This window comes from Catellatospora sp. TT07R-123 (assembly GCF_018327705.1).
GTDB lineage: Bacteria > Actinomycetota > Actinomycetes > Mycobacteriales > Micromonosporaceae > Catellatospora.
The window spans coordinates 118,704-140,251 of the sequence record NZ_BNEM01000001.1 but is presented as its reverse complement, the minus strand read 5'-3'; the positions used below and the strand labels follow the sequence as shown (position 1 = coordinate 140,251).

General features: G+C 73.9%; 11 protein-coding genes. 6 read left to right on the top strand and 5 right to left on the bottom strand.

Annotated features, from left to right (window positions below; translation table 11 throughout):
* Positions 1-113 precede the first annotated feature (113 nt).
* Both Cs7R123_RS00625 and Cs7R123_RS00620 read left to right on the top strand, forming a co-directional pair.
* Positions 114-4,925: a non-ribosomal peptide synthetase gene (locus tag Cs7R123_RS00625; RefSeq protein ID WP_212822555.1), complete on the top strand. Its 4,812-nt coding sequence runs from the start codon at positions 114-116 to the stop codon at positions 4,923-4,925.
* Positions 4,922-10,276, top strand: a complete 5,355-nt coding sequence (locus Cs7R123_RS00620; RefSeq protein ID WP_212822553.1) for a non-ribosomal peptide synthetase/MFS transporter — start codon at positions 4,922-4,924, stop codon at positions 10,274-10,276. The genes Cs7R123_RS00625 and Cs7R123_RS00620 overlap by 4 nt, the downstream gene beginning before the upstream one ends.
* 12 nt (positions 10,277-10,288) lie before the next feature.
* Here the strand turns inward: Cs7R123_RS00620 and Cs7R123_RS00615 are convergent, their stop codons facing one another.
* Positions 10,289-10,915 carry a hypothetical protein gene (locus Cs7R123_RS00615; RefSeq protein ID WP_212822551.1) on the bottom strand — a complete coding sequence of 209 codons (627 nt, stop codon included), beginning with the start codon at positions 10,913-10,915 and terminating at the stop codon, positions 10,289-10,291.
* A 135-nt stretch (positions 10,916-11,050) separates the two neighbouring features.
* Between Cs7R123_RS00615 and Cs7R123_RS00610 the strand changes: the two genes are divergently transcribed.
* From Cs7R123_RS00610 to Cs7R123_RS00600, 3 genes are all read left to right on the top strand, one after another.
* Positions 11,051-12,118: a hypothetical protein gene (locus Cs7R123_RS00610; protein ID WP_212822549.1), complete on the top strand. Its 1,068-nt coding sequence runs from the start codon at positions 11,051-11,053 to the stop codon at positions 12,116-12,118.
* A 195-nt stretch (positions 12,119-12,313) separates the two neighbouring features.
* Positions 12,314-12,559, top strand: coding sequence for a hypothetical protein (locus Cs7R123_RS00605; protein WP_212822547.1), 246 nt, complete (start codon positions 12,314-12,316; stop codon positions 12,557-12,559).
* Positions 12,556-12,948, top strand: coding sequence for a hypothetical protein (locus Cs7R123_RS00600; protein ID WP_212822546.1), 393 nt, complete (start codon positions 12,556-12,558; stop codon positions 12,946-12,948). Before Cs7R123_RS00605 ends, Cs7R123_RS00600 begins: the two co-directional genes overlap by 4 nt.
* Before the next feature lie 109 nt (positions 12,949-13,057).
* On the opposite strand, the gene Cs7R123_RS00595 is transcribed toward Cs7R123_RS00600, so the two are convergent.
* The 4 genes from Cs7R123_RS00595 to Cs7R123_RS00580 all read right to left on the bottom strand — a co-directional run bounded on the left by Cs7R123_RS00595 (position 13,058) and on the right by Cs7R123_RS00580 (position 19,852).
* Complete coding sequence (locus tag Cs7R123_RS00595; protein WP_212822544.1) at positions 13,058-14,806, bottom strand: M28 family peptidase; 1,749 nt, start codon at positions 14,804-14,806, stop codon at positions 13,058-13,060.
* Between the two features lie 165 nt (positions 14,807-14,971).
* Positions 14,972-18,565 (bottom strand): WD40 repeat domain-containing serine/threonine-protein kinase, encoded by a 3,594-nt coding sequence (locus Cs7R123_RS00590; protein ID WP_212822542.1) that lies wholly within the window; start codon positions 18,563-18,565, stop codon positions 14,972-14,974.
* Positions 18,566-18,569: 4 nt separating this feature from the next.
* Positions 18,570-19,271 carry an SAVMC3_10250 family protein gene (locus tag Cs7R123_RS00585; protein ID WP_212822539.1) on the bottom strand — a complete coding sequence of 234 codons (702 nt, stop codon included), beginning with the start codon at positions 19,269-19,271 and terminating at the stop codon, positions 18,570-18,572.
* 83 nt (positions 19,272-19,354) lie between these two features.
* The gene (locus Cs7R123_RS00580) at positions 19,355-19,852 is read right to left on the bottom strand and encodes a hypothetical protein (protein WP_212822538.1); all 498 of its coding nucleotides are present in this window, start codon (positions 19,850-19,852) and stop codon (positions 19,355-19,357) included.
* Between the two features lie 125 nt (positions 19,853-19,977).
* On the opposite strand from Cs7R123_RS00580, the gene Cs7R123_RS00575 reads away from it, so the two are divergent.
* Complete coding sequence (locus Cs7R123_RS00575) at positions 19,978-21,540, top strand: putative Ig domain-containing protein (protein WP_212822537.1); 1,563 nt, start codon at positions 19,978-19,980, stop codon at positions 21,538-21,540.
* The last annotated feature ends 8 nt before the right edge of the window (positions 21,541-21,548 follow it).

Here is a 21,548-nt window from a genome sequence, read left to right as displayed (position 1 = left end):
CGAAGTTATTACAAAGCTTTCGCTTCTCACTTCCGCGCGGTAACAAGGTGAGCAAGAATGCGGATGCGTCGATGGCTGTCATCGGCTATGTCCGGCGGGGGAGGCGGAGGCTGATGGACGCTGTCGCGGCCGGGGTGGACCTGATCCACCAGGCATTCGAGGCGCAGGTGCGCCGGACGCCCGACCGCCCCGCGGTCGTGACCGGCACCGGTGAGCTGACCTATGCCGAGCTCGACCACCGTGCCAACCGGCTCGCCCGGCTGCTGCGCCGGCACGGCGCCGGACCCGGCACCGCGGTCGGGGTGTGCCTGACCCGCGACGAGTGGCTCGTCCCGTCGCTGCTGGCGGTCCTGAAGTCCGGCGCCGCCTACGTCCCGCTCGACCCGGCGTACCCGGCGGAGCGGCTCGCGTTCATCGCCGGCGACGCCGGTCTGCGCCTGGCGCTGGTCGGGCCGGGGCTGTCCGCGCCGTGGCTGACCGGCACGGTCCTGACCCCGGGCACGGACGGACTCGCCGAGGACGGCACCGTTCCGCCCGCGGTCAACGCCCCGCACGACGCCGCCTACGTCATCTACACCTCCGGCTCCACCGGCCGCCCCAAGGGCGTGGTCGTCGAGCACCGCAACACCGTGAACCTGATGCGCTGGGTCGCCGGCGCCTACGACGCCGACGAGCTCGGCGGGGCCATGGCCGCCGCGTCGATCTGCTTCGACTTCTCCGTGGCGGAGATCTTCCCGCCGCTGGCCGCCGGCGGGACCGTCATCCTGCTCGACAACACCCTCGGGCTGCTCGACTCCCCGGTCCGCCACCGCGTCCGGCTCGCCACCGGTGTGTGCTCGGCGCTGACCGCCGTCCTGGACCAGCCCCTGCCGCCGTCGGTCCGGACGGTCGTCACGGGTGGGGAACGGGTGACGCGGGCGCTGGTCGACCGGATCTTCACCAACCCGGGCGTGACCCGCGTCAGCGCCGCGTACGGCCCCACCGAGTGCACCACCTACAGCACCGCCTACGACGTGTACCGCGGCGACGGCACCGACCCGGTCCCGCTGGGCGGCCCGGTGTGCGGCGCGGTCCTGTCGGTGCGCGACGGGCAGGGCCGCCCCGTGCCCGACGGCGACGTGGGCGAGCTGTGGATCGGCGGCCCCCTCGTGGCCCGCGGCTACCTGGACCGGCCGGACCTGACCCGGGCGGCCTTCCGCGAAGAGGGCGGGCTGCGGCTGTACCGCAGCGGCGACCTCGTCAGCCGGTCCGGGGACCGGCTGCTGTTCCACGGCCGCGCCGACGACCAGGTCAAGGTGCGCGGGTTCCGGGTCGAGCTCGGCGAGGTCGAGGCCGCCCTGCTGGCCCATCCCGGCGTACGCCATGCCGTCGTCCTGCCCGTCGCCGACGGCACCGGCGTCGGCGCGCTGGCCGCCTACGCCGAGTGCATGCCGCCCGCCGACGGCGCCGGCCTGCGTGAGCACCTGCGCCGGACGCTGCCCGCGCACATGGTGCCCGACCGCGTCACCGTGCTCGACCGCATCCCGGTCACCGCCACCGGCAAGGCCGACCGGCAGGCGCTGGCCGCACTCGACCCGGCCGGGACCGCCGAGGCGGTGGCCCCGCGCGACGACACCGAGCAGCGCGTCTGGGAGACGGCCGCCGCCGTGCTCGGCCACACCGGCTTCGGCGTGCTCGAACCGCTGACCGAACGCGGCGCGCACTCGCTGAGCGCCACCCGCATCTGCGCCCGGCTGGCCGCCGAGTACGGCACCGGCCCCGTCCCCGCCGACGTGCTGGCCGGAGCGAGCGTCGCCGACCTGGCGAAACTGCTGGCAGGCGGCCACGGCACCGGGCGGCGCCCGGCCCCCGTGCGTCACCGCGACCGGACCGCGTACCCGCTCAGCGCCGCCCAGCGCGACTTCCTGCTGATCCGGGAGCTGAACGGGCCCGCCGCCACCACCATCGGCCTGCACCTGCGCTGCCACGGCAGCACCGATCCCCAGCTGCTGCAAGCCGCACTCGACGCCCTCGCGGCCCGGCACGACGTGCTGCGCACCCGCTACCCCGGCCCCGGCGACCCCGCCCAGGTGCGGCCGCCCGCGCCGGTGCCGCTGCGCCTGGTGGACCGTGCCACCTTCGGCGAGCAGGCGCGGCAGGCGGTGGCCGAGCCGTTCGACCTCGCCGGCGACGGACCCCACCTGCGCGTGCTCGCGGCACCGGCAGACGGCGGCTGGGAACTGGCCCTGCTGACCGACCACACGGTCTTCGACGGCTGGTCCACCGGCGTGCTCATGCGCGAGCTCGCCGCCGACCTGGCCGCGCTGGGCCAGGGCCTGCCGCCCGCCGCCGCCGACGAACGGCTCCAGCTCGGCGACCTCATCCTGCACGAGCAGTCGGCGCCGCAGCCCGGCACGCACGCCGACCACTGGCGCGAGGCGCTGGCCGGGTCGGCGGCGCCGCACGACCTGCCCGGCCGGTCCGAAGCCGACGGCGGCGCGGGCCGGCATGAGGTGCCCGTCCCCGCCGACCTGGCCCGCCAGGCAGCCCGCATCGCCACGGCCGCGCGGGCCACCCCGGCCTCGGTGTACCTCGCCGCGCTCGCCGTCGTCGTGAACGGTCTCACCGGCCGGGTCGACACGCTGCTCAGCAGCGCGTACGCCAGCCGGGGCGGCGCCGACCGCGACGAGGTGATCGGCCCGCTGGTCGGCATGCTGCCGGTCCGGCTCGACGTGGCCCCGCAGACGCCGTTCGGTGAGCTGGCCGCCCGCGCCGCGGCCGCCACCGCGATCGGCCTGGGACACACCGAGCTGCCGTTCGAGGAGATGGTCGCGGCGGTGTCCCGCCCGCCGGGCACCCCGGCGCTGCCGGTGATGCTGAGCGTGCAGCCGCCTGACGTCCCCGTACGCACCCGGACCGGTGCCGTGACCGTCGAACTGGCCGGGGAACTGCGCGGCGGCGGCAGCCCGGACGTGCTGACGGTCCTGGTCGGACAGACCGCCGACGGCACCCGCCTGGCGGTGGAGTACCCGCGGGCCAGGTTCTGCGCCGCCGACGCGGCCGCGCTGGCCGACCGGCTGCTGCGCGTGCTGGCCGCGGCCGCCGCCGACCCCGGCCGCCCGGTCGGCGAGATCAGCCTGCTCGGCGCCGACGAGCTGGCCAGCCTGCGGTACTGGGGTGAGCAGCCCGCCGCCGCGCCGCCGCGCACGCTCGTCGACGCCGTGCTCGAACAGGTCGGGCGGCGACCCGACCGGGTCGCGGTGACCGCCCCCGACGGCGACCTCACCTACGCCGAGCTGGGCACCGTGTCGGCCCGGGTCGCCGCGACCCTGCTCGCGGCCGGGCTGCGGCCCGGCGAGATCGTCGGCGCCTGCCTGCCCCGGGCCCGGCTGATGCCCGCGGTGCTGCTCGGCGTGTCCCGGGCGGGCGCGGCGTTCCTGCCGCTCGATCCCGACCACCCGGTCGAGCGCCTGTCCTACCAGGTCGCCGACGGCGACGTACGCTTCCTGCTCGCCCACGGCCCCGGCGCCGCCACCGCCCGCCAGATCGCCGCCCACCACCCGGGCCTGCACGTCATCGACACCGCCGACCTGACCGGCGGCCCCACCCCGCCCGACGCCCCGGACCTCGACGACGGCTGCTACGTCCTCTACACCTCCGGGTCCACCGGCCGCCCCAAGGGCGTGGAGGTCAGCCACCGCAACCTCGGCGTCAACCTGGCCGCCATGCGCGACCTCATGCGGGTCACCGACACCGACACCGTGCTGTCGGTGTCGCCGATCTGCTTCGACGTCGGCCACCTGGGCATCTGGCTGCCGCTGTCGACCGGTGCGACGTGCGCGCTGGTCGACGCCGCCACCGCCGCCGACGGCCACCTGCTCGCCCGGCGCCTGGACCAGACCGGCGCCACCGTCTGGTTCGGGCCGCCCACCGGCCTGCGGCTGCTCACCGCCGCCGGGTGGGCGGGCCGACCCGGCCTGCGCGCCATGTCGGCCGGGGAGGCCCTCGACCCGGGCCTGGCCCGGCAGCTGCACGGCCTGGTGGGCCAGCTGTGGAACGGGTACGGCCCCACCGAGGCGGCGATCATCACCACCGCGCAGCAGGTGCGCGGCGACGAGCAGCAGTCCGTCCCGATCGGACGGCCGCTGCCCGGCTACCGCGTCTACGTCGCCGACGGCGCCGGACGCCTCGCCCCGCCCGGGGTGCTGGGCGAGCTGTGGATCGCCGGACCGGCCGTCTCCCGCCGCTACCGCAACCGGCCCGAGGCCACCGCGGCCGCGTTCGGCACCGACCCGTTCGATCCCGGGCAGCCCCTCTACCGCACCGGCGACCTCGTCCGCTGGCTGCCCGACGGCCGGATCGACTTCGTCGGGCGCTGCGACCACCAGGTCAAGGTCCGCGGCCACCGCATCGAACTCGGCGAGATCGAGGCCGCGCTGCGCGAGCACCCCCTGGTAGCCGACGCCTGCGTCACCACCGCGCCGCTGGCGGGCGAGACCAGCCTCGTCGGTCATCTCGTGTGGCGCGACCGCGCCGATCTCGCGTCGGTGCAGGCCGCGCTCGCGGCGCGGGTGCCGTCGTACATGGTGCCGCCGCGGTGGGTGGAGCTGCCCGCCCTGCCGCTCAACGCCAGCGGCAAGGTCGACCGCGCGGCGCTGCCCGCCCCGGCCGACGGCGACCGGCCGCGGCTCGCCCCGGCCACCGCGATGGCGGAGTTCGCCGCCGCGATCTGGGCCGAGGTGCTGCAACTGCCCGAGGTGTACGCCGGGGACGACTTCTTCGCCCTGGGCGGCCACTCGTTCTCCGCCACCCGGGTCACCGCCCGCATCCGCGACGTCCTCGGCTGCGAGGTGCCGGTGCGGCTGCTGTTCGACCATCCCGTCCTGTCCGCGTTCGCCGCCTGCCTGGAAGTGCTGGCCCTGGAATCGATCGAGGAGCCGGTGTGACCGACGTCGCCAGCGACCGCGAAGCCCGCCTGCGGGCCCTGCTGGCCAGCCGCCAGGCCGCGGCCACCGCCCGCGTCCCGCAGCGCCGCGACCCCGCCGAACCGGTCCGGCTCTCGGCAGCCCAGCACGCCATGTGGCTGCTGTGGCAGCTCGACCCGGACAGCCCCGCCTACCACGTGCCCGTGGCGCTGCGAATGACCGGGCACCTGGACGAACCCGCGCTGCGCGCGGCCCTGGCCGACGTCGCCGCCCGCCACGACGTCCTGCGCACGGTCGTCGGCCCGGACGGCACCGTGACCCTGCGGTCCGCCGACGCGGTGCCCCTGACGACCGGCACCGTCGCCCGCTCCGAGCTGGACCGGCTCGCCGCCGACGGCGACTGGGCCCCGTTCGCCCTGGACACCGCGCCGCCGATGCGGGCGGCGCTGTGGTCGGCCGACGACGGCGGCGAGCACCTGCTGCTGTGCACGTTCCACCACCTCGCCATGGACGCGTGGTCGATCCGGCTGCTCCTCGACGAGCTGGCCACCGCGTACACCGCCCGCCGCCGCGGCATCCCGGGCCCGGCCGCGCCCGCCCTCCAGTACGCCGACCTGCCCCCGGCTCCCGCCGACCGGGTCGCCGCCGACGTCGAATGGTGGCGCGGGCAGCTGGCCGGGCTGTCCGCGGCGCTGGACCTGCCGACCGACACGCCCCGCACGCCGGGCACCGGGTATGCCGCCTGCCACGTCCCGGTGCACATCGGACCCGAGCGGGCCGACCGGCTCCGCGCCTTCGCCCGCCGCCACGGCTGCACCCCGTTCATGCTGCTGCTGGCCTCGCTCCAGGTGCTGCTCGCCCGGCTGTCGGGCAGCGCCGACATCACGGTGGGGGTGCCCGAGGCCGGGCGCCGCCAGGCCGGCAGCGAGCACGTGCTCGGCTCGTTCATCAACACGCTGGCCGTGCGCGCCGACGTCGCGCCCGACCTGTCCGCCGCCGGACTCGTCGCGGCGGCCCGCACCGCGGCCCTGGCCGCCTACGCCCACGCCGACGCCCCGTTCGCGCAGGTCGTGGAGGCGGCCGGCGCGCCGCGCAGCCCCGGGCTGACCCCGCTGTTCCAGGTGCTGCTCAACGTGTACGACGCGGCCCCGCCCCCGCGCGGCTTCGACGGCCTGGCGGTGCGGGTCAGCGAACCCCTGCCGCCGACGGCCAAGTTCGACCTCAGCTGGAACATCGCCGACCACGGCCCCGACGGCCTGCACGGCCTGCTGGTGACCCGCCGCGACCTGTACGGCCCCGACACCGCCGCCCGCCTGGCCACGTGGCACCTGGCGATCCTCGACGCGATCCTGGCCGACCCGGACACCGCCGTGCACGCGCTGCCGCTGGCGCCCGTCACCGGGCCGCTGCTGGCCGGGCCGGTCACCGAGCGCGACCAGCGCCCCATGCACGTGCTGTTCGAGCAGGCCGCCGACCGCGACCCCGGTGCGGTGGCCGTCGTCGGCCCCGACGGCAGCCGCACCTACGCCGAACTGGACCGCCACGCCAACCGGCTGGCACACCGGCTGCTGCGGGCCGGGGTCGGCACCGGCGACACCGTCGGGGTCCTGTGCGAACGCGGCACCGGGCTGGCCGCCGCGCTGCTGGGCGTGCTCAAGGCCGGTGGGGCGTACGTGCCGCTGGACCCGGCGTATCCCGCCGACCGGATCACCGCGATGCTCGGCGCGGCCGGCGCCCGGGTGGTGCTGGCCGACGGCGACCTGACCGCCCTGGCCGACCGGGCGGGCGCGGCCCAGGTGCTGGCCGTCGACGGCCCGGCCGACGCCCCCGACCACCGGCCGGACGTCCCCGTCGGCGCGGGCGACCTGGTGTACGTCATCTTCACGTCCGGTTCGACCGGTCAGCCCAAGGGCGTCGCCGTCGAGCACGGGCAGCTGGTCGGCTACCTGTTCGGGGCGCTGGCCCGGATGGGGCCGGGGCTGGGGTCGTACGCGCTGGTGTCGACCATCGCCGCGGACCTCGGCCTGACCAACGTGTTCGGGGCGCTGGCCACCGGCGCCACGCTGCACCTGATCGACCGCGAGGTCGCCACCGACCCGGCGGCGCTGGGCGGCTACCTGGCCGAGCATCCCGTCGACGTGCTCAAGTGTGTGCCGAGCCATCTGGAGATGCTGGCCGCGCACGGCGACCTGGCCGCGCTGCTGCCCCGGCGGCTGCTGCTGGTCGCGGGCGAGCCCTGCCCCTGGGACCTGGTCCACCGCGTCCGTGCCCTCCGCCCCGACCTGGCCGTGCAGAACTCGTACGGCCCCACCGAGACCACGGTCGCGGTGTTCATGTGCGACGTCGACGAGGTCCCGGAGCAGCGCCGACGCGGCGTGGTCCCGCTGGGCCGCCCGCTGCCCGGCGTCGTCTGCCACGTCACCGGACCGCACGGCGGCCCCGTGCCCGCCGGGGTGCCCGGCGAGCTGTGGATCGGCGGCCCCAGCGTGGCCCGCGGCTACGCCGGGCGCGACGACCTGACCGCCGAACGGTTCGTGCCCGACCCGTTCGACCCCGCCGGGCGCTGCTACCGCACCGGCGACCGGGTGCAGCTCATGCCCGACGGCGAGGTCCGGTTCCTCGGCCGGCTCGACGACCAGGTCAAGGTGCGCGGCTTCCGGGTCGAGCTGGGCGAGGTCGCCGCCGCGCTGCGGGCCGCGCCCGGGGTGGCCGAGGCCGCGGTGCTGCCCGTCGGCGAGGCCCACCAGCGGCGCCTGGTCGCCTGGATCGCCCCCGAGACCGCCGACCCCGCCGCCGTACGCGCGGCGCTGCGGGCCCGGCTGCCCGAGTACATGCTGCCCTCGGCCCTGGTGACCCTGCCCGCGCTGCCGCTGACGGCCAACGGCAAGGTCGACCGGGCCGCGCTGCCGGTGCCCGACGCCCGCACCGGGGCCGGGGACGGCGGCCCGCCGCAGACCCCGTACGAGCAGCGCGTCGCGCAGGTGTGGCAGACGATCCTCGGGGTGGCGCAGGTCGGGCGCGACGACGACTTCTTCGCCCTGGGCGGCGACTCGTTCCAGGCGGTGCGGGCCGTGCGCGACATCGACCCCGGGCTGCGGGTCATCGACCTGTTCACCGCCTCGACCGTGCGCGACCTGGGTGCGCTGTTGCGATCGCGGGCCGAGGGCGGCGGCGCCCCGGCCGGGCTGCTGCACCGCCTCGGCGGTCCGGCGCCGGGCACCGCCGCGCTGACCGTCGTGTGCGTGCCCTACGGCGGCGGCTCGGCCGCGGCGTACCGGCCGCTGGCCGAGGCGCTCGGCCCGGCGGTGACGACACTGGCCGTCGAACTGCCCGGCCACGACCCGGCCCGCCCCGACGAGCCGCTGCTCGACCTCGGCCCGCTCGTCGACCGACTGGCCGACGAGGTCGCCGCCACCGTGTCCGGGCCGCTGCTGGTGTACGGCCACTGCGTCGGCACCGCGACCGCCACCGCCCTGGCCCAGCGGCTGGAGCAGCGCGGGATCACCCTGGTCGGGCTCGTCGTCGGCGGGGCGTTCCCGGCCGCGCGCCTGCCCGGCCGCCTGTCGGCGCTGGTCAACCGGATCCTGCCAACCGACCGGATGGTCTCGGACCGCTCCTACCGCGACTGGCTGCGGCTCATCGGCGGCATGGAGGACCTGGACGAGGCCGAGACCGACCAGATGATGCGCAGCCTGCGCCACGACGCCCGCCAGGCCGAGGCGTGGTTCACCGCCGAACTCGGGCGGCCGGGCCTGCCCGAGCTGGCCGCACCGGTGCTGTGCGTCGTCGGCGAGCGCGACCGCAGCACCGAGCTCTACCAGGAGCGGCACCTGGAGTGGGCCGCGTTCGGCCCGCGCGTGGAACTGGCGACCATCCCGCGCGCCGGGCACTACTTCGTCAAGCACCAGGCGCAGCGGCTCGCCGAGATCATCGGGGAGCGGGTGGCGGCGTGGCAGGCGGGGCGGGCGCCGCGGCCGCGTACCGCCGACGGCGCCGTGCACGGGGCCCGGCTGCGCCACGACCTGCGCGCCTTCTACATCGTCGCGTTCGGGCAGACCGTGTCGCTGGTCGGTTCGGCCATCGGGTCGTTCGCCCTGGGGGTATGGGCCTACCAGCGCAGTGGCCGCACCTTCGACTACGCCCTGGTGACCATGCTGGCGCTGCTGCCGACGATCGCGCTGCTGCCGGTCGGCGGGGCGCTGGCCGACCGGCTGGACCGCCGCCGGATCATGCTGGCCTGCGACGGGCTGTCGGCCTGCGTGATGCTGCTGCTGGCGGTGCTGCTGTGGCGCGACCAGCTGAGCCTGGCCGTGGTGGCGCTGGCGGCGGGCCTTGGCTCCACGATCACGGCGTTCCACCGGCCGGCCTGGCTGGCCGCGGTGGCCCAACTGGTGCCCAAGCCGTATCTCACCCAGGCCAACGCGCTGGCGCAGCTCGGCACCGGGGTCGGCATGCTGCTGGCGCCGCTGGCGGGCGGCGCGCTGATCGTCGCCGTCGGGCTGCCCGCGGTCATCGGCATCGACGTGGTGTCGTTCGCGGTGGGCCTGCTGACGCTGCTGGCGGTGCGGTTCCCGGACCGGCTGTTCCGGCGCCGCGACGAGACGTTCCCGCAGGCGCTGCTGGGCGGCTGGCGTTTCCTGGTCCGGCGCCGCCCCCTCATGATCATGATCGGGTACTTCGTACTCGTGAACTACCTGTTCACCGTCGCGCTGGTGGTCTCCACCCCGATGGTGCTGGCCTGGGGCGACGCGGGCACGCTGGGCCTGGTCACCGCCTTCAGCGGCGGCGGCGCGGCACTGGGCAGCCTGGTCATGCTGGCCTGGGGCGGCACCCGGCGGCGGGCGACCGGCATGGTCGGCTTCGTCATCGGTATGGGCCTCGGCGTCGCCCTGACGGGCCTGCGCCCGTCGGTCGTGCTGATCTGCGCCGGGGCGGTGCTGTGGTGGGGCTGCCTGAGCATCCTCAACGCCCACTGGATGGCGATGATCCAGCTCAAGGTTGGCCTGGAGTTGCAGGGCCGGGTGCTGGCCGCCAACCAGATGATGGCGGTGGCGATGACCCCCCTGGCGTTCGTGACCGCGCCCCTGATCGCCGACCGCGTCTTCGCGCCCCTGCTGGCGCCGGGCGGCGCGCTGGCCGGCAGCGTGGGGACCGTGCTCGGCGTCGGGCCGGGCCGGGGGATGGGCCTGCTGCTGGTCGCCGCCGGTCTGGCGCTGATGGTGCTGGGTGCGGCCGGGCTGCGCTACCGGCCCCTGGCGCGGATGGAGGACGCGCTGCCCAACGCGGTCACCGGCGCTGAGATCCCCGACGACCTCGACGGCGTCCAGCAGGAGGCCGACCGGGCGCTGGCGGGACAGCGGGGAGTCGCGTAAGGCGTGGTCCGATCAGGCCAGATGTTCGTGGCAGCGGTCGTCGGCGCTGTCGGGCAGCAGTACGCAGCCGCAGGCCTCGCAGGTGCTCCAGCGGCCGTACCAGTAGCCGCTGCGGCGGAACCGGGCGGTCGCGGCCTGCCACGCGACCAGGTCCGACTCCGCCGCGTCGCCGTCGCCGTCGACCGGGTGGCCGGGCTGGTTGCCCGCCAGGAACCCGGCCACGAAGTATCGTGCCTGCTCCGACATGGATGCCATCTCGTCCAGCGACACGTTGTAGAACACGGCCTTGTCCGGGCACCAGGCCGCCATCCGACCCGGGAACGTGTTCCCGCTGCCCACGAGGAAGTCCCGGCCGCCGCACGGCGCCTGGAACCACAGCCGCTCGTCCGCTTCGGGCGTGTCGAGGGGCACCTGCTCCCAGCGCACCGGCAGGCTCACCTTCGCCACGATGCAGGTAGGGAGCTGGTCGTCGGCCTCCGGCCACGAGGCCACCAGGTTGGCGCCCCGGGCGTGGGCGTACGCGATCGCCTCGTCGCGGGGCATCGGCGCCAGACCGTCACCGCGGTCGAGGTAAACCTCGGCCGCGCCGATCTGCTCGTCGAAGCGGAACTGCGCCAGTGACCACATCCTGTCGGGCATGAGCGGCAGCCTAGATCCCAGCGCCCGCCCGAGCGGCCGATTTACCGCCGCCATGGCCGGCGTCCGTGATCTGACATCCATGAGGCTAGATGGGTTGGCTGATACTGGAGGCCCCTCCCACAGGTAGGAGACCCTATGAAGGTCAAGATTTGGGCCGTTCGGGCGGCGGCGATGCTGCTCGCCGCCGCTGCGGGCGCCACTGCTGCGGGCGCGTCGGCCGACGCCGCCGTGCCCGACCGGTTCGGCTTCGCGCTGTGGTCCGGCGGTGTGGTCTCGCAGGCCGTACCGGCGGGCACCTCCGTCACCCCGGGCGTCCCGGGGCGGTGGACGGTCAAGTTCCCCGGTCAGGGCATCGTCGGCGGCGTCGTGCACGTCACCGCCGTCCATGACGCCCTGACCAGCCCCAACGGCCGGTTCTGCCAGGCCGAGAGCTGGGGGCCGGACACCTCCCTGCCGCCGAACGAGATCGTCAGGGTCGCCTGCTACCGCACCACCGGCGTCCTCGACCCGGCCCCGGGCTTCTCGGTGCAGTTCGCCCGAAGCTCCGGCGGCATCGGCGGCGGCCTGTACGGCTACATGCACAACAACGCCGGCTGCGGCATCATCGACAACTACACCACCCTCGGGTTCGGCACCACCTGCGCGCATGTCGGCGTCGGGCAGTACTCGATCGCCTTCACCGGCCTGGGCACCCCCGGCCCGCAGGACGGCGGCATCCAGGTGACCGCGGTCAACCCCGGCGCGGCAGCCCGCTGCAAGGTGGCCAGCATGCAGTCCTCGGCCAACGGCCAGTTCTTCCGCATCCTGTGCTTCAACCACCTCGGCGCGCTGGCCGACAACGCCTTCACCTCGACCTACCAGTACAAGCGGTCGCTGTACGGCCCGGCCTTCCCGCCCAACCGGTTCGGGTACATCTGGAACGTCCCCGGTGCCGGTCCGGCCACGACCAACTACAACTCGGTCGCCGGCGGCAACGGGCTCGGCGCCGGACCGCCGGTGTGGACCATCAAGTACTACTCGCTGGCGGCCAGCCTGCCCGGCAACTCGCAGGCCACCGCGTACGGCACCTCGTCGTCCTTCTGCGGCCTGCACCGCCCGTGGTCGGCGGCCGGGACGGACATCCTGGTGACGGTCAACTGCTTCGACAACGCGGGCAACCCGATCAACTCCGGGTTCTTCAGCAGCTACTCGTCGCAGGCCTGACCGCAGCCGGGCCGCCCGGGGCGGCGTCGAAAGGGCGCCGGGCTGCCGCGTGCCGCCACAGGTTCTGCCGACGTGGTCGACATGTCCAGCGCGGCGCCGCGCTCGCCCCGGCGCGTCCGGCACCAGGTCGGCGGCAGCTGCCTCGTCCGAGTGTCGTCAGTTGTGATCTTAGGCGATAGGCGTACCCTGAAAAGTATGACCTCACCGAGGAAGATCAGTATCTACCTCCCGGACGACGTCCGCGAAGTGCTGGACAGCGTGGACAACGCGTCGGCCTACGTCGCCGAGTCGATCCGGATGCGCCGACGTCATGAAGCGACCCGCGCGGTGCTGAGGGAGGCTGGCTACCTGGTCACCGACGCGGGCGTCGAACGCATGCGCCAGCGCATCTACGCCCTGGACGTGCTCAAGGCGCAAGCCGTTCAAGCGGGTGACGAGTGAGCAACGTCCGTGTGGTGCTGGACAGCACTGCCCTGGTCGCGTACGCCGCGCTTCGCGGCATGGCTACGGCCGAGCTCGTCGCGATGGTGGAGGAGGAAGGCACCGGCGCGTTCGTCGGCATTCCGGCGGCCTGCTTCCTGGCCGCCTACGAGCAGCTCAACCCGGAGGAGCGGGAGCGGCTGACCCGCTTGGCCACGAAGATCGACGGAGTGACCGTCATCCTGCCCTTGACGGGCACGGAGACCGTCGAGGTGGCGCGACTGGGCCCCGTCATGGGCCACGCCATCGTCGAGGCCCGTACCCGGGACGCCTACCTCGCGACCTACGACGGGGCGCAGGCGCGGCGGGAACTGCCTGAATACAGGGTGCTCGATCTCGAAGACCAGTGACGCACCGGTAGACGACCGGGTGGTCCCGGAGGCGGTTTCTCGCCTCCGGGACCACCCGTGTTCGGATCGCTGTTCGGTGTCGTGTGTACGAGTGCGGGACGGACCTACCTCAGGAGACCGTGAGGGCGGTGTCGTCGACGACGAACGACGTCGCCAGGCCCGAGTCCTCGACGCCGGTGAACTTGACGGTCACCGTCTGGCCCGCGAAGGCCGACAGGTTGTACGAGCGCAGCGTGTACCCGCTGGCGTTGAGGTTGGAGAAGACCTGGAGCGTGGTGGTGCCCGCCGTGACGGTCAGCTTGTCGTACGCCGTCGTGGTGGTCGTCTCCGCGGTGACGATCTTCAGGTAGAACGACAGCGTGTAGCTGCTGCAACCCGAGGGCAGCGTCACCGACTGCGACAGCGTGTCGGTGTGCGCCGAGCCGTAGCCGTTCAGCCACGCCGACCAGGTGCCGGTGCGCGGCGCCCCGTTGCCGGTGTTCTGGCCGATCACGCCCGAGGACTGCGTCCACGAGACCGCGCCGGACTCGAAGCCCGGGTTGGCGAACTTCTGCCCGGTCCCGGTGCAGCCGCCGGTGCCGTTGACGGTCAGGGTGTAGCTGGCCGAGTGGGCCACCGACCCGGTCCCGGTCACCGTGATGGTGTACGTGCCGGGGGCGGCGCTCGCCGTCGTCGACACGGTCACCGTCGAGGAGCCGCCGGAGGTGACCGACGCCGGGCTGAAGCTGACCGACACGCCGGAGGGCGCGCCGGAGGCGCTGAGGTTCACCGTCTGCGCGCTGCCCGAGGTGGTGGCGGTGTTCACGGTCGCGGTGACCGCCGAGCCGGGGTTCACCGAGCCGGAGGCGGGGCTCAGCGACACCGAGAAGTCGTTGGCGGGCGCGGTGCCGGTGGTCAGGTTCCACGCCGCGTACTCGATCGCGTTGGCGAACCGGCCCAGCGAGGTGCTGTTGATGTTGGACGGGTAGCTGTCGCAGGCCTTGTGGTAGCAGGAGTCGTACGCCGCACCGGCGGTGCCGCCCCACTTGGTCACCTGCGCGCTCGTCTTGGTGAAGCTGGCACCGGTCGAGTTGATCGACGACGGGACGCCGGCGTTGCGGAACGAGCCGTCGTCGCTACAGCACTCCGTCGACGTCTCCGTCGGCACGCTGATCGAGGTGAAGTATTCGCGCAGCTTCACCGCGATGGCGTCGGTGCCGGTCACGAAGTAGCCGCCGTTGGTCGAGGCGATCATGTCGAACGTGCCGTACGCCTTGATCGCGGTCTTCTGCGCCGAGGTCAGCGAGTTGACGTAGAACTTCGAGCCGATCAGGCCCTGCTCCTCGCCGGCCCACCAGCCGAACCGCAGGTGGTTGGTCATCGTCGGGTTGGCCGCCGCGAGCTGGAGCGCGGCCTCCAGCAGCGCCGACGAGCCGGAGCCGTCGTCGTTGATGCCGGGGCCGGCCGACACGCCGTCGAGGTGGCCGCCGAACATGTAGGTGTTGTTGGTGTCGCCGCCCGGCCAGTCGGCGATGATGTTCTTCGCCGAGCCGTTGCAGGTGGTGCAGGTCTGCAGGGTGACGGTGAAGCCCGCCGCCTGGAGCTTCTGCTGCACGTACGTCACCGACGCGGTGTGGCCGGCGGTGCCGGTGGCACGGTTGCCGCCGTTGTTGGTCGCGATGGTCTGCAGCTGCTGCAGGTGCGCCTTGACGTTGTTCACGTCGACGCTCGGCGCGGCCAGCGCGCCGACGAGCGACGGCGCGGTCGCGCCCGTGCTCGCCGAGGGTCGCGCGGCGGCCGCGGGCTGCACACCCAGCGTCATCGCAGCGGCGACGAAGACAGCTAGGGCAGGTCCTGCCGTAACCGCTTTCAGTCTCATGTGGGCTCCTTGTGTCCATGCCGATGTGGACGGCTCGCCGTAGCCAAGCAGAACCGCTCCCATGGCACAAGACATCGGAACCCTTGAATTTTGGGCGAACCCTTGCCGCTCGGCCGCCCATCCCCTGCACCGGGCCCCAGCAGCGGTTCCGTCCGGCTCCGCGGCTCAGCCGCCAGAGCGCGCCCGGCCGAACCACCGGCCCAGACCCGCCCGCCGACCTGCGGCCGGACGGGCCGCCAGCTCCCAGTCCAGCTCCCAGACCGACAGGCTCTCGCGCGTGATCGCGACCACGACCCGCCCGTCGTCGCTGACACCGACCCCGGACACGGGGCCGTCGTGGCCGTCGAGCACCCGGACGCACGCGCCGTCGGCCAGCCGCCACACCCGTACGCAGTGGTCGCGTGCGGCGGAGACCCCGAACGCTCCGTCACCGGTGAACGCGACCGCGTCGACCGGCTGGGTGTGCCCGGTCAGCACGCGCAGGCAGCGGCCGCGCTCCAGGTCCCAGTACCGGACGGTCCGGTCCCAGGCGCCCGACAGCGCGAAGCGCCCGTCCGGGCTGATCGCGACGCACTCGGCACGTTGGCCGTGGCCGCGCATCCGGCGCAGCAGCCGCCCGCTGACCGCGTCCCAGTGCAGGACGTCGCCGTTCTCCGCTGCGGACAGCGCCGACTGCCCGCCGTCGCCGAGGCAGGTCCCGTACATCGCCTCCGGCTCCATCCGGGAGTCGCCCTCGGAGGTGTGGATCATCCGCTCGCGTCCCTGGAACCTCGCCAGCTCGCGGCCGGTCGCCAGCTCCAGGCGGCGCAGCACCGTGTAGGTGCTCGTCGCGGTCAGCGCGTACGTGCCGGTCCGGTCCAGGCACACCCGGGTGCCGGTGGACGGCAGCTGGTCCAGCAGCCGCGGCTCGTCGTCGCCGGGCAGGTCCCACACCAGCACGCGGCGGTAGCCGTCCACGGCCACCGCCAGCCGCGCGTCCGCGCTCAGCGCGAGCGACTCGACCGAGATCCGGGGCTCCGGCGTCGCGAACCGCCGCCGGGCCTGCCCGGTGGCCAGGTCCCACAGCACCATGGCGTCGTCGGGGGCGCTAGTCAGCGCGGTGGCGCCGTCGGCGCTCAGGCCCATCAGCGCCCGCCAGAACCGCTGCGAGCCGGGCTCCACCAGGGTGATCCGCCGCGCCAGCCTTGCCCCGCGCAGCCCTGTCCGGACTGACGAGCCGGCCAGCCGCTGCCAGACCGCGACCGCCTCCGGAGCGTTCTCATGGCCCGGCACCGCGCGTGCCTGCCGCATCAGCTCCAGCGCGGCGGGCACCCGCCCCTCACCCAGGGCCCGGTCGGCACTGCCCAGCAGATGCTGGAACCGCGCGTCGAACTCGTGCAGCAGCGGCACCGGCCGCGGCCGGCACACCTGAAGCGCGGCGGTGTAGCCCGTCGGCAGCCCCCACGACCGCACCACCGCGTCATTGCCCAGCGAGTGCGCGAACCTTCCGTCGGTGCTCACGCACGCCGTCACGTGTACGGTCCAGCCGCCGGTCAGTTCCCGGAACACGGCGTCGCGATGAGCCTCGACGGTGCGCAGACAGCGCCCGGTGCCCGCGTCCCACAGGCGCAGGATCCCGTCCCGGCCGCCGGTCAGGAACCGCCCGGCGCCGCCGGTCGCCGCGGCCAGCACCTCGTCCCGGTGCCCTTGCAGCTCGTGGCGGCATACAGCGCCCCCATCCGAGTCCAGCTCCCAGATCCGCACCACGCCGCGGAGATCGCCGGTGACGGCCCAGCGCCCGTCCGGACTCAGGTCCACCACCGACACCTTGTCGCCATGTTCGAGCACGGCCGTGCACCGGCCGGTACGCCACTCCCACAGCCGCAGCGTCCGGTCGCTGCTGACTGAGGCCAGGCGGGTGCCGTCGGCTGAGAATGCCAGCCCGTGCACCTCCCGGCCGTGGCCGGTCAGCGTCGCCAGGAGCGTGCCGGTGGTGGGCTCCCACAACCGGACCAGGCCGTCACTCGCCCCGGACGCCAGCGTCCGGCCGTCGGCGCTGAACCGCAGTGCGCGCGCGAAAATGCCGTGACCCGGCAGCCGGTGCAGTTCGGCGCCGCTGTCCAGGTCGAACACCACGACGTCGTCGCCGCCGCCCCCGACCGCGGCCATGTGATCGTCAGGGCGGACCGCGAACGCGCTGGCGAACCTGCCCGGCCGCAACCGCAGCGGGGGCCGGGCGCCGTCGATGGAGTGCACGCCGACGATGCTCGCCGTCGCCCGCCGGTTGTCGCCGCCGAACAGCAGCACCCACAGGCGCCGCAGCCCGCGCGGCGGCGGGGGTACGTCGGTCAGCGCGGTCAGGACCACGCGGGCATCCTGGCCGAGCTGCGCCCCGGTCATCCCGCTGCGATCGTCGCGGGCGCCACCCGGGACGGTCCGCTCGCCGTCGCCCGATGCCAGCCCGCCCGCGCGAGCCCGCCGCAGCAGTTCCACGACCTGCGGGTCGTCGGGCGCCTGCTGGGCGGCCTCGGTCAGCAGCGGCAGCGCCGCGTCCAGGTCCCCGCGCTCCAGGTGGACCTGCGCCAGCAGGTACGCGCCGAGCCAGTGTCCGGGCCGGGTGGCGGCGGCCGCCGCGACGGCGGCCACCGCCTCGTCGTCGGTGAGCTCGCCGCGCCGCCAGCTCAGCATGGAGGCGTTGAAGACCGCTTCGAGGTGGTGCGGGTCGGCCTCCAGCGCCGAGCGCAGCGCGGCGTCGGCCGCGTCGGGGTCGTCGAGGTCGAGCAGCGACAGGCCCCGGTTGTTGAGCTCGTCGCCGCGCAGGTCCGCCTCGGCCGGGACCGTCCGGGGGTACGGCCGGCCCAGCTCGGCCTCGTATACGGCCGCGATCGTGTCCGCGACCTCGGCCAGGTCGCCGGGGCGTGCGGCCGGGTCGTCGCGCAGGCACGAGCGCAGCAGGTCGGCCAGTGCCGGGGGCATCCGGGGCGCGGCCGGATCGTCCGGGCCGTACTGGAGGTATTCGGCCAGCGCGACGTCGGCCGACGGGCCGCTGGACCAGACCACGCCTCCGGTGAACAGCTCGAACACCGACACCGCGTAGCTCCACACGTCGGTGCGGCGGTTCAGTGGCACCCCGGCGGCCTGCTCGGGTGAGGCGTAGTCGGGGGTCAGGCCGCCAGCGCTGACCCGGGTGCTCACGCCGGGGTCGGCCCACACCCCCGGTCGGGCCGGGCCGGAACTCTGGGCGGGCACGCCGACCCGGGACAGCCCGAAGTCGGTCACCTTCGCCGTGCCCGCCTCGTCGAGCAGCACGTTGGCCGGTTTGACGTCCTGGTGCACCAGGCCCCGGCGGTGCGCGTGGGCCAGCCCCCAGGCGAGCTGCACGGCCAGGTCGAGCAGCCGCGCGAGCATCTCGTCCGGGCCGCCCCCGTACAGCCGCCCGTCGTCGATGGCCTCGCGCAGGCTGCCGCCGGGGACGTACTCGGCGAACACGCGCGGGACGCCGTCGATCGCGCGGACGTAGTGGGCGGCGCACACGTGCGGGTGCAGGCCCAGCGAGATCCACGCCTGGGCTTCGTCGACGAACAGCTGCTGGTCCTCGGCGGTGCGCAGCTGCTGCGGGCGCGGGTTCTTCAGCGCCAGGTCGACGTCCCAGCCCAGGTGGCGCACCCGGTAGACCAGGCCCATGCCGCCCTGCTCGTGCACCCTCGTCACCCGGTACAGGTCGGCGATCACGTCACCGACCTGCCAGGTCCCCGCCGCCTGGTGCGTGCCGGTGCTCATCGGACTAGTAGTCCACCATCTCGACGTACAGCGGGCTGCCCAGCAGGTAGGCCGGGCGCGGCGAGCCGTCGGGCAGCGGGCCCCGGCTGATGCACCGGGCGAGGAACTGCACCGGTTGCGGGGTCTGGAACACGGCCTTGGCGGTGGCCGCGATCCCGTCGGCCAGCGACCGCACCGTGTCGGTCTCGGCCTGCTCGTCCAGGCCGTCGGCCTGCGGCGTGACCGGGTGCAGGGCCCGGCGGATCGCGTACGGCTGCGACCCCGGCGTCGCCGTCGGCTCCACCGGCGTCCCCAGCAGGTGCGCCGTCGACCCGCCCAGCACCACCAGCAGCTCCTCGGTGTACCCGCAGAAGAACGTGATCTTCTCGGCGTCGGGGCGGCCGTGCTGGATGTCGGACAGCGGCGCCCAGTCCATGTTGAGCCGCGCCTTGACGTACCCCTGCGACGCGGTCAGGTCGCCGACCTGCTGGTGGCGGGTGAGGTAGTCCTCGACCAGCGCCACCTTCTCGATGCGGCTCTGCTGGCGCAGCGGGTTGTCGGCGCTGAGCGTCAGGCCGATCAGCTTCAGGTCGAGCTTCAGCTCCGTGGCGATGCTGCGCCGCAGCGGCTCGTGGATCTGGCTGATCAGCATGTCGATCTTCGCATCGGACACGTACGCCATATACCGCAGCGCGCGCGCCTCTTCGGTCTTGCGCCGGAAGAACATCGTCACTCCATGTGGCCCCGTCGAACTGGCCGACAGGATACCTCGCATGTGGACACGGCCCGCACGCACATCGGTGCCTGCGGTCAGCTCTCGTCGGGGATGCCGAAGCGCACGGCCAGCGCCGCCTCGTGGATGACGGTGATCTCCCAGTCGACGAGCTCGCGCCGGGGCCGGTCCTCCTCGCTCATCTGCTCGTAGCGGCGCAGCCGTGCGTCCAGCTGGTACTCGACCAGCTCCGTGGCGATCTGCTCGCGGACCCGGTAGTAGCCCAGCTGCTGCTGCTTCAGCTCGTCTCCGTCGCGGAACCAGCGTGCCAGCCAGTTCGGAGCGCAATCGCGGTGCGCCCGGATGACCGTGCCCCGGTGGCGCTCGCGGCCGACGGGCACCAGCTCGTCGGGCGACCACGACGCGGCGCCCGCACCGCGGGTTCCGCAGTGCACGCAGGCGTCGCCTTCGGACTGGTCCAGGCTGTGCAGCGTCTCCACCACGGTGAGAACGGGCATGACCCGGACCTCGACCTCGTACGGGTCGACCGGCCGGTGGGCCGGCGGGCGGTGGGGGTGCGGGGGGAGCGGCGGCATCGGAGCAGTTTAGGCGGTCAGGTCGGCCTTGGCGTTCTGCCGCCACCGTAGATTCACCGGCTTCACTGCGGCGGGCGTCGGCCATAGACTGGCGGCGATTTATACCCCCCAATTCGGGAGCTTTCATGTTCCGACGAATCGCCACCACCGTGGGCGCACTCGTTCTCGGCGCGGCCGCGATCGCCGTCCCCGCCGCCCCCGCGTCCGCCGTCACCCTCCAGGCGGCCAGTCTCAACGCGACGATCGCCCTGAGCAACTGCTCGGCCTCGCTCGTCCGTTTCCCGAGCTCGGTCGACACCGACCGCGCCATGATGCTGACCAACGGCCACTGCTACGAGGGCGGCATGCCCGGCGCCGGAGTCGTCCTGGTCAACAAGTCCAGCACCAGGTCGGGCACCCTGCTCAACGCCTCCGGCACCAACCTCGGCACCCTGCGCGCCGACATGCTGCTGTACGCGACGATGACCGACACCGACGTGTCGCTGTACCGGCTCAACACGACCTTCGCCTCGATCCAGAGCACGTACGGCGTGACCGCGCTGACCGTCTCCGACACCCGCCCGGCCAGCGGCAGCAGCATGTACATCCCGTCCAGCTACTGGAAGCAGATCTGGAACTGCACGATCAACGCGTTCGTGCCCACGATCCGCGAGGACGTGTGGACCTGGCACGACTCGATCAAGTACAACACCGGGTGCAACACCACCCACGGCACCTCCGGCTCGCCCATCGTCGACCTGGCCAGCAACAAGGTCGTCGGGATCAACAACACCGGCAACGACGACGGCCAGTCCTGCACGCTCAACAACCCGTGCGAGGTCGACGCCAACGGCACCGTCCACGTCTACCAGGGCCAGAGCTACGGCCAGCAGACGTACTGGTTCACCACCTGCCTCAACGCGTCGCGGGCGATCGACCTGTCCGTGGCCGGCTGCCTGCTGCCCAAGCCGCCCGGCACCGGCAACACGGTGACCGTCACCAACCCGGGCAACCAGTCCTCGATCGTCGGGACCGCGGTCAACCTCCAGATCAGCGCCAGCTCCTCCGGCAGCGGCCAGACCCTGACCTACAGCGCCACCGGTCTGCCCGCGGGCCTGTCCATCAACGCGAGCACCGGCAAGATCACGGGCACGCCCACCACGGCGCAGACCACCACGGTCACGGTGACGGCGAAGGACACCACCAACGCCACCGGCACGGCCACGTTCAGCTGGACCGTCAGCCCGACCGGCGGCGGCTGCTCCGGCCAGCTGCTCGGCAACGCGGGCTTCGAGACCGGCACCTCGCCGTGGACCCAGTCCTCGGGCGTCATCGACAGCAGCACCGGCGAGGCCGCCCACACCGGCTCCTACAAGGCCTGGCTCAACGGGTACGGCTCCGCCCACACCGACACCCTGTCGCAGTCCGTGACGATCCCGGCCGGATGCCGCGCCACCCTGACCTACTGGCTGCACATCGACACCGCCGAGACCACGACCACCACCGCGTACGACAAGCTGACGGTCACGGCCGGGACGACCACGCTGGCCACGTACTCCAACCTCAACAAGAACACCGGCTACGCCCAGCGCACCGTCGACGTCTCGTCGTTCGCCGGGCAGACGGTGACGATCAAGTTCAGTGGCGTCGAGGACGCGTCCCTGCAGACGTCGTTCGTCATCGACGACACCGCCCTCACCCTGTCCTGAGGTAAGGA

Excerpts from the sequence above, each read along its gene's own strand:
- Cs7R123_RS00575 (WP_212822537.1), top strand. The coding sequence starts at position 19,978 with ATGTTCCGACGAATCGCCACCACCGTGGGCGCACTCGTTCTCGGCGCG.
- Cs7R123_RS00610 (WP_212822549.1), top strand. The coding sequence starts at position 11,051 with ATGAAGGTCAAGATTTGGGCCGTTCGGGCGGCGGCGATGCTGCTCGCC.
- Cs7R123_RS00580 (WP_212822538.1), bottom strand. The coding sequence starts at position 19,852 with ATGCCGCCGCTCCCCCCGCACCCCCACCGCCCGCCGGCCCACCGGCCG.
- Cs7R123_RS00595 (WP_212822544.1), bottom strand. The coding sequence starts at position 14,806 with ATGAGACTGAAAGCGGTTACGGCAGGACCTGCCCTAGCTGTCTTCGTC.
- Cs7R123_RS00585 (WP_212822539.1), bottom strand. The coding sequence starts at position 19,271 with ATGTTCTTCCGGCGCAAGACCGAAGAGGCGCGCGCGCTGCGGTATATG.
- Cs7R123_RS00625 (WP_212822555.1), top strand. The coding sequence starts at position 114 with ATGGACGCTGTCGCGGCCGGGGTGGACCTGATCCACCAGGCATTCGAG.
- Cs7R123_RS00605 (WP_212822547.1), top strand. The coding sequence starts at position 12,314 with ATGACCTCACCGAGGAAGATCAGTATCTACCTCCCGGACGACGTCCGC.
- Cs7R123_RS00615 (WP_212822551.1), bottom strand. The coding sequence starts at position 10,915 with ATGCCCGACAGGATGTGGTCACTGGCGCAGTTCCGCTTCGACGAGCAG.
- Cs7R123_RS00590 (WP_212822542.1), bottom strand. The coding sequence starts at position 18,565 with ATGAGCACCGGCACGCACCAGGCGGCGGGGACCTGGCAGGTCGGTGAC.